Annotated in this window: 12 protein-coding genes; 5 read left to right on the top strand and 7 right to left on the bottom strand. The window is 59.0% G+C overall.

Going from position 1 to position 15533, the window contains the following annotated elements:
• Positions 1 to 87 precede the first annotated feature (87 nt).
• Complete coding sequence (locus AC1RO5_RS21610) at positions 88 to 1422, bottom strand: dicarboxylate/amino acid:cation symporter (protein WP_493177543.1); 1335 nt, start codon at positions 1420 to 1422, stop codon at positions 88 to 90.
• A gap of 338 nt (positions 1423 to 1760) precedes the next feature.
• Between AC1RO5_RS21610 and AC1RO5_RS21605 the strand changes: the two genes are divergently transcribed.
• On the top strand, positions 1761 to 2759 hold the full coding sequence (locus AC1RO5_RS21605) for an AraC family transcriptional regulator (protein WP_493177541.1): 999 nt from the start codon (positions 1761 to 1763) through the stop codon (positions 2757 to 2759).
• Between the two features lie 158 nt (positions 2760 to 2917).
• Here AC1RO5_RS21605 and AC1RO5_RS21600 read toward each other — a convergent pair whose 3' ends face one another.
• The 4 genes from AC1RO5_RS21600 to AC1RO5_RS21585 form a co-directional block, all read right to left on the bottom strand.
• Positions 2918 to 3277 carry a DUF6124 family protein gene (locus AC1RO5_RS21600; protein WP_493177540.1) on the bottom strand — a complete coding sequence of 120 codons (360 nt, stop codon included), beginning with the start codon at positions 3275 to 3277 and terminating at the stop codon, positions 2918 to 2920.
• 352 nt (positions 3278 to 3629) lie between these two features.
• Positions 3630 to 4976, bottom strand: a complete 1347-nt coding sequence (locus AC1RO5_RS21595) for an ATP-binding protein (protein ID WP_413697048.1) — start codon at positions 4974 to 4976, stop codon at positions 3630 to 3632.
• Entirely contained in the window at positions 4973 to 5650 is a 678-nt protein-coding gene (locus tag AC1RO5_RS21590) for a response regulator transcription factor (protein ID WP_018926312.1), read from the bottom strand. The genes AC1RO5_RS21595 and AC1RO5_RS21590 overlap by 4 nt, the downstream gene beginning before the upstream one ends.
• 92 nt (positions 5651 to 5742) lie before the next feature.
• Positions 5743 to 6345: a hypothetical protein gene (locus tag AC1RO5_RS21585; protein ID WP_493177538.1), complete on the bottom strand. Its 603-nt coding sequence runs from the start codon at positions 6343 to 6345 to the stop codon at positions 5743 to 5745.
• A gap of 146 nt (positions 6346 to 6491) precedes the next feature.
• On the opposite strand from AC1RO5_RS21585, the gene AC1RO5_RS21580 reads away from it, so the two are divergent.
• Together AC1RO5_RS21580 and AC1RO5_RS21575 are read left to right on the top strand one after the other, a co-directional pair.
• The gene (locus AC1RO5_RS21580) at positions 6492 to 7283 is read left to right on the top strand and encodes a dienelactone hydrolase family protein (RefSeq protein ID WP_493177536.1); all 792 of its coding nucleotides are present in this window, start codon (positions 6492 to 6494) and stop codon (positions 7281 to 7283) included.
• Positions 7284 to 7455: 172 nt separating this feature from the next.
• The gene (locus AC1RO5_RS21575) at positions 7456 to 8181 is read left to right on the top strand and encodes a 4'-phosphopantetheinyl transferase family protein (RefSeq protein ID WP_493177535.1); all 726 of its coding nucleotides are present in this window, start codon (positions 7456 to 7458) and stop codon (positions 8179 to 8181) included.
• 23 nt (positions 8182 to 8204) lie between these two features.
• Here the strand turns inward: AC1RO5_RS21575 and AC1RO5_RS21570 are convergent, their stop codons facing one another.
• Together AC1RO5_RS21570 and AC1RO5_RS21565 are read right to left on the bottom strand one after the other, a co-directional pair.
• A complete protein-coding gene (locus AC1RO5_RS21570) occupies positions 8205 to 9815 on the bottom strand; it encodes an ATP-binding protein (protein ID WP_493177534.1) in 1611 nt (536 codons plus the stop codon).
• Entirely contained in the window at positions 9812 to 10525 is a 714-nt protein-coding gene (locus tag AC1RO5_RS21565; RefSeq protein WP_493177532.1) for a response regulator, read from the bottom strand. Before AC1RO5_RS21565 ends, AC1RO5_RS21570 begins: the two co-directional genes overlap by 4 nt.
• A gap of 738 nt (positions 10526 to 11263) precedes the next feature.
• Here AC1RO5_RS21565 and AC1RO5_RS21560 point away from each other — a divergent pair.
• Both AC1RO5_RS21560 and AC1RO5_RS21555 read left to right on the top strand, forming a co-directional pair.
• Positions 11264 to 14158, top strand: a complete 2895-nt coding sequence (locus AC1RO5_RS21560) for a ribonucleoside-diphosphate reductase subunit alpha (RefSeq protein ID WP_028938897.1) — start codon at positions 11264 to 11266, stop codon at positions 14156 to 14158.
• Positions 14159 to 14347: 189 nt separating this feature from the next.
• Positions 14348 to 15532, top strand: a complete 1185-nt coding sequence (locus tag AC1RO5_RS21555; protein ID WP_493177530.1) for a tyrosine-type recombinase/integrase — start codon at positions 14348 to 14350, stop codon at positions 15530 to 15532.
• The last annotated feature ends 1 nt before the right edge of the window (position 15533 follow it).

Raw genomic sequence — 15533 nt, 5'->3', positions numbered from 1 at the left:
ACCTTATGTGCCAGTGACGCTGACCGTTACGCTCAAATCGCAGGTATGAAAAAACCCGCCGAAGCGGGTTTTTCATGACAACAAGGCTTACTTGGCGTTCGTCGGGGTTGCCCCTTCGACGTGGCCCAAAACATCGTCTTTAGGCTCTTCGGCAATGCCGCGACCGCCGGAAGCCAGCTCCGCTTGCAGCACGTCGGTGTCCAGTTCCTTGACCCACTTGGCTACAACAATGGTGGCAACCGCGTTACCGATCAGGTTGGTCAGTGCGCGGGCTTCGGACATGAAGCGGTCGATACCGAGGATCAGCGCCAGGCCGGCAACCGGCAGGTGGCCAACAGCGGACAAGGTAGCGGCCAGTACGATGAAGCCACTACCGGTCACGCCAGCAGCGCCTTTGGAGGACAGCAGCAACACCACCAACAAAGTGATCTGGTGAGTGATGTCCATGTGGGTGTCGGTTGCCTGAGCAATGAACACCGCCGCCATGGTCAGGTAGATCGCAGTACCGTCAAGGTTGAACGAGTAACCGGTCGGGATCACCAGACCTACCACGGATTTCTTCGCGCCCAGACGCTCCATTTTGATCAGCATGCGTGGCAGCACCGACTCCGAAGAGGAAGTACCCAGCACGATCAGCAGCTCTTCACGGATGTAACGGATCACTTTCAGCACGCTGAAGCCGTGAGCGCGAGCAATACCGCCCAGCACGATCAGAATGAACAGCAGGCAGGTGATGTAGAAGCAGGCCATCAGTTGACCCAGCTGCACCAGCGAGCCGACGCCATAAGCACCGATGGTGAACGCCATGGCACCGAAGGCACCGATCGGCGCGAGCTTCATGATCATGTTGATGATGTTGAACATCACGTGGGCGAAGCGATCGATGAAGTCCAGGATCGGCTTGCCGTAGGCACCCAGGCGATGCAGGGCGAAACCGAAGATTACCGAGAACATCAGCACTTGCAGGATATCGCCCGTGGCGAACGCACCGACGATGGTGGTCGGGATCACGTTCAGCAGGAAGCCAACGACGCTTTGATCCGCACCGGCAGCCACGTAGGTAGCGATTTTGGAGGCATCCAGCGTGGTGACGTCGATGTGCATGCCGTTACCCGGCTGCACGATGTTGACCACTACCAGACCGACCAGCAAGGCGATGGTCGAAACGATTTCGAAATACAGCAGCGCGTAACCGCCGGTCTTGCCGACCGACTTCATGTTCTGCATGCCCGCGATACCGCTGACGACGGTGCAGAAAATGATGGGAGCGATGATCATTTTGATCAGTTTGATGAACCCGTCACCCAACGGCTTGAGGGCTACACCGGTCTGCGGGTAGAAGTGACCGAGCAGGATGCCGATGGCGATGGCAACGATCACCTGGAAATACAGGGATTTGTACAGTGGCTGACGAGTCGTCATTGCAAAGTTCCTCAAGAGTGCCCGGTGACAACATCCATCTGTTGCCCAAGACACTTCAATTGCGAACCCTCCTGCACTGGAGGGATTTGTTTTGTCGAGCTGCGCAACGGCAGGCATCTGCTCGTTGTATCGCAAGGTGCGTGCCACATTCGCCAAAAAGCCTGCGAGCCTTTTGACATCAAGGGTTACAGGTTTCTTTTGGTCACCAACCGGTTACAACCATGTGGCGGATATCCGCCAACCCGCCTGACCTCGTCCTGCAATTTGGCGGATATCCGCCTTGTTCATCGTCGACGGGCACCGCTACCATCCATTGCTCAGTGGACGGACCTGCCCTCATGCGTGAACGCACTATCGCCAGCCATTTCGCCCGTGCCGCCCTCGGCGGTGCGCGCCGGCGTGGCTACGACTATTCGAGCCTGTTGCAGCAACTGGGGATCAGCCCCGAGTTGCTTGAGGAACCGCGCGCGCGAATCGCGCCTGAACAGTTCACCCGGTTGATCCAGGGATTGTGGCTGGCCCTGGACGACGAATACCTGGGCTTCGGACAGGCCCCGAGCAAACCCGGCAGCTTCGCGATGATGTGCCACGCGGTGATCCACTGCCGCACGCTGGAGAAAGCACTCAATCGCGGCCTGTTGTTTTACAGCCTGTTTCCCGGGGCGCCGCGCCTGACGCTGAATCGCGAAGGCGAGATGATTCGCCTGAGCCTCGACGATTCGCCGCTGTGGGACCCGGACCACTTCCTCAGCGAAAGCCTGCTGGTGATCTGGCATCGGTTCGGCAGCTGGCTGATCGGCCAGCGCATTCGTCTGGAGCACGCCACATTCAGCTACCCGAGGCCCGAGCACGGGGCCGAATACGACTTGCTGTTTTCCTGCCCGCTAACGTTCGATACTACTCAGAGTAGCCTGCTGTTCCACAGTCGCTACCTGAACATGCCGCTGTTGCAGGACGAACGAACCCTCAAGCACTTTCTCGAGCGCTCCCCCGCCGACCTGCTGTCACGCCCCGACGAAGGCGACAGCCTGAGCAGCCAATTGCGGCGCTTGCTCAGCCGCGACAGCGCACGCTGGCCAGACCTGGAAGCAGTGGCGGCGCACCTGCACATCAGCCCGCAAACCTTGCGCCGGCATTTGCGTGAGGAAGGCACGAGTTTTCAGGAATTGAAGGATCAGTTGCGCCGGGACATCGCGATTTATCACCTGGGGCGGGCGGATCTGTCGTTGCAACAGATTGCCGAGCAATTGGGGTTTTCCGAGCCGTCGGCATTTCACCGGGCGTTCAAGAAGTGGACCGGGTTGACGCCGGGGGCCTATCGCGCCCAGGAGCTCTAAGATGATCGTTCCCACGCTCTGCGTGGGAATGCCTCAACGGACGCTCCGCGTTCGGCTCTGGAAGGGACGCGGAGCGTCCCGGGCTGCATTCCCACGCGGAGCGTGGGAACGATCATCCTCGCTAGCCTTGTGGATCGAGGTTAACGATCATGGATCACTCAGTTCTGAGGATCGAGGTTATCCAGCACCCGATTCACCGCCAGCTCACCGAGCATGACCACCGATTGAATCCCCAACATCATGTTGCGATGTGGCATGTCCATCAACCCGGCGAACTCACTGAGCATCACGCTGGCTGATGCCAGGGATTCGCAGGCGTTGACCAGCAGGGTTTCGTTATCGACCTTCGCACCGACATGGTAAATGGTGCTGGGTTTGCGCTTGGTGTCTTTGGGGATGGGTGGTTTGAGGTAGTGGTCGAGGGCGCGGTCGGCGGCTTCGTGGAGTTTTTTGGAGTCGAGGGATTCGTAGGGGGATGTCGGATCGGTTTCCGGTGGGTTCGGTGTGATTTTGAACATATCAAGCTCCTAGAGTAATGGAGCCGCTACATATCGCTGCTAAACGAAAAAGAGGTGGCGGCTGTACGCGGGTTAGCAGACCAGGACTCTAGAACCCGGCGCACCGAAGTGCCCCACGCAAAGCCGCCATAACATGAACGACTAACGTTGTACGCCTAGAGATGACCCGGGCTGCTAAACCCGATCGCTGATTGGTCAGCGACAGGGAAACGATATAGCCCACGCCCCAGGCGCACTAGCCGGCGGATTCTGGCGTAGTCGTAGGCAACGGCGCAAGGATGTGTAGCCTGGGTGAGTGTCTGGAGATGTCTTTTAAACATCCACGTTTAAAATCAAAAGCCAGGCACCCACATCAAACCACCGGAAAATGAATCCGGAACGCCGCGCCGCCCATCGGCGAATCCCCCAGCGTCAGCTTGGCGCTGTAGCTTTCAATGATGTCCTTGACCACCGCCAAGCCAATCCCCTGCCCCGGATGCTGGCGGTCCAGCCGCTCGCCGCGCTCGAGAATCCGTGCGCGCTGGTCCGGTGGTACGCCGGGGCCATCGTCTTCAATGCAAAGTTCAATGCCACTGAGGGTTTCGCGCACGCTGATGCGCACTTCGCTCAAACACAGGCGATAGGCGTTTTCCAGCAGGTTGCCCATCATTTCCAGCAAGGCGCCCTGCTCGATCGGCACGTAGCACTGATCCGGCAGATCGAAAGCGACCCGCACGCGTTTGTCGCGGTAGACCTTGTCCAGGGTGTCGCAGAGGCTTTGCAGCACCGGCCGCAGGCGTACCTGATGACGCACCAGGCCGCTTTTGCGCAGGCTGGCCCGTTGCAGTTGATAGCTGATCTGCTGGCTCATGCGTTCGATCTGGGTTTGCAGCACCCAGGCCTGATCGCGCTCTTGCGGCTTTTGCGCCATGTCTTCGCTGACCCCTTGCAACACCGCCAGCGGAGTTTTCAGGCTGTGGGCCAGGTCGTCGAGAGAGTCGCGATAACGGCTGCGCTGTTCACGCTCGCTGTGCAGCAAACGGTTGAGCGAGCCGGTCAAGCGCAGCAGTTCGCGCGGGTGTTGTTCGCTGAGGCTTTCGCGGGTGCCGCTTTCGATCTGGTCCAGCTCCTGGCTCAGCCGGCTCAACGCCTGCAAGCCCCAGGTCAGGCCGACCCAGAGCAAGACGAGCAACACCAGCAACGCGGCACCGAAGCCCAGGTAGAGGTTTTCCCGCAGGCCTTCGAGGGTGACTTCGTATTCGCGCACCGGTTGCAGCGCGACGATGCTGAACGCCGCGCTTTTGCCGCCGAGCAGCTTGACCTCGACGTCATAGACGAAAAACTCTTCGCCATTGGCCTCGCGAATCCTCGCGAACTCATTACCGCGCCCGTCGTAACGCGGCTTGTAGTTGATGTTCTCTTCCTGGGTGGCCTTCGAGCGCCAGACCAGGTGACCTTCGCGGTCATAGATGTAGCCGAGCAAACGGCTGTCGGTGAGGTTGAAACGCTCATCGGGCAACTGCGCCGGCATCTGCAAACGGTTGTTATCCACCCGGGCGGCGGAGATCAGCGTGGTGACGTCCGACGCCAGGCGCTGCTCGATGGAGTCCTGCAACGCCAGGCTGAACGCGCCCTGCATCGCCGGCAGTAACGCCAGCATGAACAACACCGCCAGGGTGGTGGCGGCGAGCATCAAGCGGACACGAAGGGAACGAATCAAGTGCAGCGCTCATTGAACAGGTAACCGAGACCACGCACGGTATCGATCGGTTTGAACCCGGCCGGGCCTTCGAGTTTGCGGCGCAAGCGGCCGACCAGCACTTCGATCACATTCGGATCGCGCTCGTCGTCATCCGGATAGAGCTGCTCCATCAAGCGGTCCTTGGCCACCACTTGCTGATGATGCCGCATCAGGTATTCGAGGATCCGGTATTCGTAGGCGGTCAGCGCCAGCGGTTGGTCATCGAGGGACGCCTGTTTACGATTGAGGTCCAGCAGCAAGGGACCGGCGACGATGGTCGACTGGGTGAACCCGCTGGAGCGGCGCAGCAAGGCATTGAGCCGGGCGTCCAGCTCTTCGAACTGGAACGGCTTGACCACGTAGTCGTCGGCACCAGCGGCGAGGCCTTCGACCTTGTCTTGCCAGTTGCCGCGCGCGGTGAGGATCAGAATCGGAAACGTCTTGCCCTGGGAGCGCAGCTGACGAATCAGGTCGAGCCCGCCCATGCCCGGCAGACCGAGGTCGATCACCGCCAGGTCATGGTTGAACTGCTCGGCCTGATGCAACGCATCGATGGCGTTGGCCACGGCCTCGACCACGTGGCCGCTGTCCGTCAAACGGGTTTGCAGGTGATGGCGCAGCAGCGCTTCATCTTCGACGACCAGCAATTTCATAAGGCTCTCCGGGGCAAATCAACATCTCCAAAGGTCAGTCAAGCCCGCTCCCACAGGTTGCGAGGCTTAACTGACTGGCAACCAAACGCTGTTTAGAAAGCGTAGTTGGCGGACAGGTACGTCTGGGCGCTGCTGGTCAAGTCCAGCGACCCCTGTTTGCTGCCGCCGCGCTCGCTCATCTCGGTGCTGGCGTTGCTACGCAGGTAACGGTAACCCAGCTCGACCGAGGTGTTTTGCGTAACTTGTTGCAACACGCCGACCTGGCCGCCCAAGGCATAGCCGATATCGCTGTCATGGCTGAAACCCGGCGAGTTCTGGCTCAGTTTGGTCAAACCGGCCGTGGCACCGCCGAACAGTTTGGTGCTGCCACCCACCGGGTAGAACAGATCGTAGCTGCCCAGCAGGTTTTCCTGACGCAGTTTAATGCCATTATGCGAGCCCGACACGTTGTCGTAAGTGGCGTAGTAGCGGCCCTGGCTGTCTTGCTGGCCCACACGCAAACCCCAGGTGTTGTCCTTGCCGATCACACCGTCGGCGTTCGGGTGGTTGAGGTTGTCGTTCAGGGCACTGGATTTTTTAACCTTGTCGCTGGTCTGGCCAAATGTCAGGCCGGCAAAATTGGTGGTGTCGGCGTGGGCGGCAACACTGGCGCCCATCACGGTGAAAGCCAGCAGCAGTTTTTTCAATGTAGTCATTGGGGAATTTCCTCATGCGCTATGTGCTTTTGGGTACGGGGCAAGGTTACTGACCTCACCCTGTACGCCCCCTGAACGCACTCTGAACCTGAGCTGAATCAAATCGACTACGCTGTCTTGACGTTTGTTTATAAGGAGATTCAACCATGCGCGTGTTCCTCGCCCTTGTATTGCTGGCCGTGAGCGGGCTCAGCCAGGCCGCCATCAAGACCCAGGAAATTCCCTATCAAAGTGCCGATGGCACAAAACTGATTGGCTATTACGCCTACGATGACGCCATCAAAGGCCCGCGCCCGGGCGTGGTGGTGGTGCATGAGTGGTGGGGGCTCAACGACTATGCCAAGCGTCGCGCCCGCGATCTGGCCGGTCTGGGCTACAGCGCGCTGGCGATCGACATGTATGGCGACGGCAAGAACACCGAACACCCCAAGGACGCCATGGCGTTCATGCAAGCCGCGACGAAGGACAGTGCAGCAGCCAACGCGCGGTTTCAGGCCGGGCTCGATTTGCTGAAGAAACAGCCACAGACCGATCCGGCCAAACTGGCGGGCATCGGTTATTGCTTCGGCGGCAAGGTGGTTCTGGATGCGGCGCGTCAGGGCTTGCCACTGGCGGGCGTGGTGAGTTTCCACGGTGCACTGGCGACCAATACACCGGCAACGCCTGGCAGCGTGAAAGCGAAAATCCTGGTGGAGCATGGCGCGCTGGACAGCATGGTCACGGCGGAAAACGTGACGGCGTTCAAGGCGGAAATGGACAAGGCCGGTGCCGACTATAAGTTCGTCAGCCTCGAAGGCGCCAAGCATGGGTTCAGCAATCCTGATGCGGATCGTCTGAGCCATGGCGATCATGGCGGGCCGGACATTGGTTACAACAAGGCCGCCGATGAAAAATCGTGGGCGGACATGCAGGCGTTTTTCAAGAAGATCTTTGGCTGACTCAGTGATCGTTCCCACGCTCTGCGTGGGAATGCATCCGGTGACGCTCTGCGTCACATCCGCAAAGGGACGCGGAGCGTCCCGGGCTGCATTCCCACGGGGACCGTGGGAACGATCACCTCGATCACCTTGGGACTACCCAGCCTCAAGGCAACCCGGCAAAATGCCTGTCATGAATTCCGTCCCCGCCCTACCCGCCTGCTGCACCCCGCTCGACGCCCATTGGCCGCTGCCGTTTGTGCTGCCCGATACGGTCCTGCTGGGCACTCACTTCGATACCAAGCAATTGGCCAGCGATGATTTCCAGCGCAGCGCCATCGAGCCGCCCGCGAGTATCCAGCGCTCGGTGGCCAAGCGTCAGGCCGAGTTTCTTGCCGGGCGGATTTGCGCTCGGGCCGCGTTGCAACAACTGGAAGGGCTGAGCTTCATTCCGGCCATTGGTGAAGACCGCGCACCGGTGTGGCCCGCGCATATCACCGGTTCGATCACCCACAGCACCGGCCGGGCCGCGGCGATTGTCGCGAACAAGGCCCATTGGCGCGGTTTGGGGATGGACATGGAAAACCTGCTCGACGCAGAACGGGCCGAACGCCTGGCCGGGGAAATTCTCACCGGGCCTGAGTTGCAGCGCATGGCCGCCGGGGCTCGCGATCAGTTGGCGATGGTGGTAACGCTGACGTTTTCGGTGAAGGAAAGCCTGTTCAAGGCGCTCTATCCGATCGTCCAAAAGCGCTTCTACTTCGAACACGCCGAAATGCTGGAGTGGAACGAGGGTGGTGAAGTGCGGTTGCGGTTGCTGACCGACCTGTCCAGTGAATGGCGCAGCGGCACCGAACTGGACGCGCAGTTTGCGGTGATGGATGGGCAGTTGTTGAGCCTGGTCAGTATCAAGGCCTGAAGCCCCCGCTCACGTGCCCAACCTCAACGCCGCTCCTGATTCCTCGGCCAGCTCAAACTGAAACACGCCCCGCCCAGGCTTTTGCTCTTGCTGATCAGTGCTCGCCCGTCGTGCCAATGGATGATCCGCCGCACGATCGACAATCCCAGCCCATGCCCGCCCGAGGCGCGGGTGCGGCTGTCGTCGAGGCGCAGGAACGGGGTGAATATTTTCTCCCACGCGGTTTCCGGCACGCCCGGCCCGTCATCCTCGACATCCACCCGACAGCGCTGCTGCCCCACCTGATAGCTGACGGTCACCCGTGAATGGGCGTGGCGCATGGCGTTGCTCACCAGGTTCTGCAACGCCCGGTGCAGGTAACGCGGTTCGGCCTCGACCCAGGCGCCGTCGCAATCGGCGGCCGACAGGCACAAGCCGCGTTGCACCGTGACCTCGGCGCGCAACGGCGCCAGTTCCTCGATCACCTGATTGACCAGCGCATCCAGATCGATCCGCTGGAAATTCAGCGCCGGCGAGCCCTGCTCCAGCCGCGCATAAGTGAGCATCTCATCGACCAGCCGATCGAGGTCCTCAATGTCGTGGTCCATGCCCTCGCGGTATTTCTCCAGCGCCTCAGGCGTGCTGGCCGAGCCGATCATCTCCAGGCCAAAACGCAGGCGCGCCACCGGTGTGCGCAATTCGTGGGACACGGCACGCACCAGTTCTCGCTGAATCGCCAGCAATTGCTGCAAGTGCTCAGCCATGCCGTTGAACGCCGAGGCCAGCCGCCCTACCGAGTCCGCGCCGCGTGCCGGTACGCGGGTTTCCAGGCTGCCCTTGGCAATGCGTGTAGCGGCGGCTTCGAGACCGCGCAAACGGCGCTCCAGTTGCCGCACCAACAGATAGACAATCAAACCAATCAGACTCAGGCCAAGGGCCGCGATCAACACCAGCCACTCGGGCGGGTAAGGATTCATCTGATACAGCGGGCCGATTTCCAGCACCCACGGCGTACCGACCATACCGGCAAACACCCGGATCGAATCGCCGCCCTTGCCCAACGCCATCACTGTGTCGCCTTCAGACACGCGGCGGCTCTGGTCTTCGTCCATGTCGGCCTCATCAACCGTCACCAGCCGCAGATCGAAGCCGAAGCCTTTCTCTTCCTTTAACTGCTCCAGGCGCTTGGGCTGCTCGGCCACCGGGTAGCGAACCAGCTCATCAGCCAGCAGGTAGATAGTCGCCCGCGCCAGTTGCTCGCTGATCTGCTGGACTTCACCGGTGAGCACCAATTGTTCCTTGTCGCTGACCAGGCGATAAACCTTCGCCGCATGCGGCCCGGTTTGCTCCACCAATGCCTGGCCGTGCAGCACGCGGGTACGCTGGGTCAGGTCGAGGTCGGTCTGGGGGAACGTCTTCAGCGCCAGCGGAATCCCGAGCAAGCGCTCCCACAACAACAAGGCCCGGTGGCGCTCGGTTTCGTTCATCGGTTGCAGGTTATCGGCCATCAGCGAGAACGTGCCGTGAGCCAGGCGCTCGCGGTACTGTTCGCTGCGCACCTGATTAAGCAGGTGCAAGGCCAGCACACCGAGCACGGCCACCAGAATCAGCGCCGCGCACATGCCGCCATAAATACGCAGGAAGATCGAGTTCACAGCGTGCAGGCTTCCGGCACGAACAAATAGCCTTTGCTGCGGATGGTCTTGATCAGCCGCGGATGCTCCGGGTCATCGCCGATCTTGGGGCGGATGCGCGAGATGCGCACGTCGATGGAGCGGTCCTGGCCGTCATAACCGATACCGCGCAGCGCGGTGAAAATTTCTTCGCGTGACAGGATTCGCCCGGCATTGGCCACCAGCAGCCAGAGCAAATCGAACTCGGCACTGGTCAGCTCGATGCCTTTGTCCTGCAACCAGGCTTCGCGCAATGCGTTGTCCACCACCAACGGGCCGAACTGCAGGCGCCGGAGTTTTTCCGGGGCGGCTTCAGGTGCTTCGCTACGTCGCAGCAGGGCCTGAATACGCGCGAGCAATAAACGTGGACGCACCGGTTTGCAGACGTAGTCATCGGCACCCAGGTCCAGGCCGAGAATCTGATCGGTGTCATCGGTGCGCGCGGTGAGCATCAGGATCGGCCCGTCATATTTGTCACGGACCTTGCGGCAAATGTTCAGGCCATCTTCGCCGGGGAGCATCAGGTCGAGAATTACCAGGTCCGGTTTCTCCTTGATGATGCGTGCTGCGGCCAGGGCGCCATTGCCCTCGATCGATACTCGCAGGCCGTTGGCTTCCAGGTAATCACGGGTCAGTTCGGCCAGACGCTGGTCGTCTTCGACAATCAATACCTGCCAGGCTTCTTGCTCCACGATGACCTCTGCTTGCCAACACCACTGCTTAAGGAAGGATCCACCCGTCTTTTTGTAATGATTGGGGAGGATAAGAATGCATCCGCATGGGCCGATTGTATAAACGCCACACGTCTGGAACACAAGCCGGTAAATGCGTTCGGACACAACGGTTTTTTGTGATAGGGTTCGCGCCCTTAAAAATCCGGATGACTGTTTTCTGTCGCTGAAAATCAGTGAAAAATGGTCGGCTCCAGCTAGGTCGCGGCCTACACGCCTGTTCCCTCTTTCACACACAATTTACGCACAGGTTTATCCACAGGTAGTACGTTGCAACACCCTCCAAAACGCATTATCTTGTACCTCGGCGCAAAAAAAACCCTACATGTAGGGTTTTACGCCAAAAACCAAACACAAACCGGACACCGATTTCAAGCGCTTTTATTGCCTCTTTCCGGTTGAACCAAACGTATTTTCGAAAGACCAAACCGCGCGTGCGGATGGCTACTGTTTTTAAGCCCGAAACGGCGATAACGGTACGGGTGTTGCAGTCATTTACTGCCGCCCAAAACGGAATTCGGTTTCAGGCCCCAGGCGTGACACCAAAGACTTCGGCATGGAAGCGGCGCCCGATAGCCCCTTCCTGATCTGTCCCGAAGTTGGTATGCCCGGCCCCCGCCGGTTGTAGTGCTTCAGGACAGAACGGTGGGCACCGTGATGGTGCCCAAACAAACATAGAGAATGTGGAGATACCCCCCCATGCAAACCGACACAACTCGCGAGAACCCGCAGGGCACCTTGCCGCAGGCCACCGATTCGAATTCGGATCTGTCCGCCACCGCGCCTGGCCAACTGCGCGTGATCAAGCGTAACGGCACTGTCGTCCCTTACACCGATGACAAGATCACCGTCGCCATCACCAAAGCGTTTCTCGCAGTTGAGGGCGGCACCGCTGCCGCTTCGTCGCGAATCCACGACACCGTTGCCCGCCTGACCGAACAAGTCACCGCGACTTTCAAGCGTCGCATGCCTTCGGGCGGCACCATCCACATCGAAGAAATCCAGGACCAGGTCGAACTGGCCCTGATGCGTGCTGGCGAGCAAAAAGTAGCCCGCGACTATGTGATCTACCGTGACTCCCGCGCCAAAGAGCGCGCAGCACACAGCCCTGCCGAAGAAGCCGTCAACGCTCATCCATCGATCCGCATCACCCGCGCCGATGGCAGCCTCGCACCGCTGGACATGGGTCGTCTGAACACCATCGTTACCGAAGCGTGCGAAGGCCTGGAAGAAGTCGACGGCGAGCTGATCCAGCGCGAAACCCTGAAGAACCTGTACGACGGCGTGGCCCTGACCGACGTCAACACCGCTCTGGTGATGACCGCCCGTACCCTGGTCGAGCGTGAGCCGAACTACTCGTTCGTGACCGCCCGCCTGCTGATGGACACCCTGCGTGCCGAAGGCCTGGGCTTCCTCGGTGTCGCCGACAGCGCGACCCACCACGAAATGGTCGACCTGTACGCCAAGGCACTGCCTGCGTACATCGCCAAAGGTATCGAATTCGAATTGCTGAACCCGGTTCTGGCGTCCTTCGACCTGGAAAAACTCGGCAAGGCGATCAACCACGAGCGCGATCAGCAGTTCACCTACCTGGGCCTGCAAACCCTGTACGACCGTTACTTCATCCACAAGGACGGTATCCGTTTCGAACTGCCACAGATTTTCTTCATGCGCGTGGCCATGGGCCTGGCGATCGAAGAGAAGCAGAAAGAAGACCGTGCGATCGAGTTCTACAACCTGCTGTCGTCCTTCGACTACATGTCCTCGACCCCAACCCTGTTCAACGCCGGTACCCTGCGTCCACAGCTGTCGAGCTGCTACCTGACCACCGTGCCGGATGACCTGTCGGGCATCTACCACGCGATCCACGACAACGCCATGTTGTCGAAATTCGCAGGCGGCCTGGGCAACGACTGGACTCCGGTTCGTGCGCTGGGTTCGTACATCAAGGGCACCAACGGCAAATCCCAGGGCGTCGTGCCGTTCCTGAAAGTGGTGAACGACACCGCCGTCGCCGTTAACCAGGGTGGCAAGCGCAAAGGCGCTGTCTGTGCCTACCTGGAAACCTGGCACATGGACATCGAAGAGTTCATCGAACTGCGTAAGAACACTGGTGATGACCGTCGTCGTACCCACGACATGAACACCGCCAACTGGATCCCAGACCTGTTCATGAAGCGTGTCTTCGATGACGGCAAGTGGACCCTGTTCTCGCCGTCCGAAGTACCGGACCTGCACGACCTGACCGGCAAGGCCTTCGAAGAGCGCTACGAATACTACGAAGCCCTGACCGAGTACCCAGGCAAGGTCAAGCTGTTCAAGACCATCCAGGCCAAAGACCTGTGGCGCAAAATGCTGTCCATGCTGTTTGAAACCGGCCACCCATGGCTGACCTTCAAAGACCCGTGCAACCTGCGCAGCCCGCAGCAGCACGTGGGCGTGGTTCACAGCTCGAACCTGTGCACCGAGATCACCTTGAACACCAACAAGGACGAGATCGCCGTTTGCAACCTGGGCTCGATCAACCTGCCGAACCACATCGTCGACGGCAAGCTGGACACCGCCAAGCTGCAACGCACCGTGAACACCGCCGTACGCATGCTCGATAACGTGATCGACATCAACTACTACTCGGTGCCGCAAGCGAAGAACTCCAACTTCAAGCACCGTCCGGTCGGTCTGGGCATCATGGGCTTCCAGGACGCTCTGTACCTGCAGCACATCCCTTACGGTTCCGACGCTGCTGTCGAGTTCGCCGACAAGTCGATGGAAGCGGTCAGCTACTACGCGATCCAGGCTTCCTGCGACCTGGCTGACGAACGTGGCGCCTACGAGACGTTCCAGGGTTCGCTGTGGTCCAAAGGCATCCTGCCGCTGGATTCGCAACAGATCCTGATCGAGCAGCGTGGCCAGAAGTACATCGACGTTGACCTGAACGAAACCCTGGACTGGGCACCGGTTCGCGCCCGTGTACAGAAAGGCATTCGTAACTCCAACATCATGGCCATCGCACCGACCGCAACCATCGCCAACATCACCGGCGTGTCGCAGTCGATCGAACCGACCTACCAGAACCTCTATGTGAAATCGAACCTGTCGGGCGAATTCACCGTGATCAACCCGTACCTGGTTCGCGACCTGAAGGCTCGCGGTCTGTGGGACTCGGTCATGATCAACGACCTGAAGTACTACGACGGTTCGGTGCAGCAGATCGAGCGCATCCCGCAAGAACTCAAAGAGCTCTACGCGACTGCCTTCGAAGTGGACACCAAGTGGATCGTCGACGCCGCCAGCCGTCGTCAGAAGTGGATCGACCAGGCTCAGTCGCTGAACCTGTACATCGCCGGCGCTTCGGGCAAGAAGCTGGACGTGACCTACCGCATGGCCTGGTACCGTGGTCTGAAAACCACCTACTACCTCCGTGCCCTGGCCGCGACCAGCACCGAGAAGTCGACCATCAACACCGGTAAGCTGAACGCTGTTTCCAGCGGCGGCAACCACGGTGACGACTCGGTCCTGGCAGCCCCAGCCGGTCCTGCACCAGTGCCGAAGGCCTGCGCCATTGACGAGCCGGATTGCGAAGCTTGCCAATGACAGCCATGTTGAAATAAACGTATACATTAGCGTGTAATACTCCATCAACCCCCTGATAACAAAGGGGGTTTTTGGTTTACAGCAAAAAATCTCCGACCTATACTTCCGACCCTGCTATCACAGGTTCAGGAAACGTATACATTGCAAGCCATCCGAATCAGATCCTTCACCGCCACTGATGGCCTACCTATGGCTGTGCTGGTGGATGAAGACGGCTACCCCCCCTTCCTACCCAACGTCTACGCCACCCTCCGTTATCGCGACCGGGGCGCAGCGTTGACGACCACTGAGAAAGTCCTTCGTACCTTGGGCATGGCCTACCTCTGGGCCTATGCGCGAAAGATTGACATCCATGCAACCCTTTCCTCTCCAACGTTCCTGACCATCGAGCAGTGCGAAGACCTAGCCAACTTTCTTCGATTGGATCGAGCGGGTCAGGATCGAGAGGTCAGCGCAGCCAAAGTCACAAAGCAACAAAAGATCGTGCGGCTTGAGCAGGTGCGCGGAAGGATGGCGACGAATGATACCGTGACCCATCTTTCCGCCGCTGAAGGGGGTTATAGGATCATGACGGTCGCCAAGTTTTTGGAGTTCCATCACGAGCGACTTTGCAATCAGGTACTGGCCCCGTCCAATGAAGATCTCAAATCAGCCCGTGAAGTGGCCATCGCGCGACTCCGTAGTCTAGCGCCCAAAACTGGTGGTTCATCTCAGGGAGACGCAGTAGAGGGGCTCCCAGAGTCAGTAATGACCGTTGTTGATAGCGCATTCGAAGCTGGTTCTGCTGAGAATCCCTTTAGAGAGGGATTCATCCAAGCAAGAAACCATCTGATGTACAGGTGCTTCGTCGACACCACAATGAGGCGAAATGAACTACGACACGTTCGGGTCGAAGATGTGGACTACGCACGCAAGCGCGTAAAAGTTAGAGTATCCAAAACACTCTCAAGGAATTTGCCAGTTTCGCAACAGACAGCAGATTTGTTTCGAAACTTCGTGAGTGATTACTGGGCAAAAATTCCAGCAAAAAAACGAATGCATGGTTATTTGTTCATCACGAGATCAGGCGATCAACTTTCGAAATCCGCTATAAATTTGATCTTTAAAGTCGCTAGAGATAGTTCGAAGGATATCCCTGATTTCCTTGCACCCCACACTCTTCGTCGGACTTGGAACGACAGACTTAGTCGTAAAATCGATGCGCTGCCCCCAGAAAAACGTATGGATCCTGAAGAGGAAAAACGCGTAAGAACTCAGTTGAATGGATGGTCAAAAAACTCAGAAATGGCTTCTAGGTATGCAGCAAGATCAATTAGAGAGAAAGCGGATAGGATTGCGGAAGAGCTAGCAAACGACATTGCAGGAAGGGTTTAAA

It is taken from the genome of Pseudomonas sp. GW822-FHT02G04 (assembly GCF_058802085.1).
Note: the sequence above shows the minus strand (reverse complement) of the source record. Positions and strands in the feature narration are given on the sequence as shown.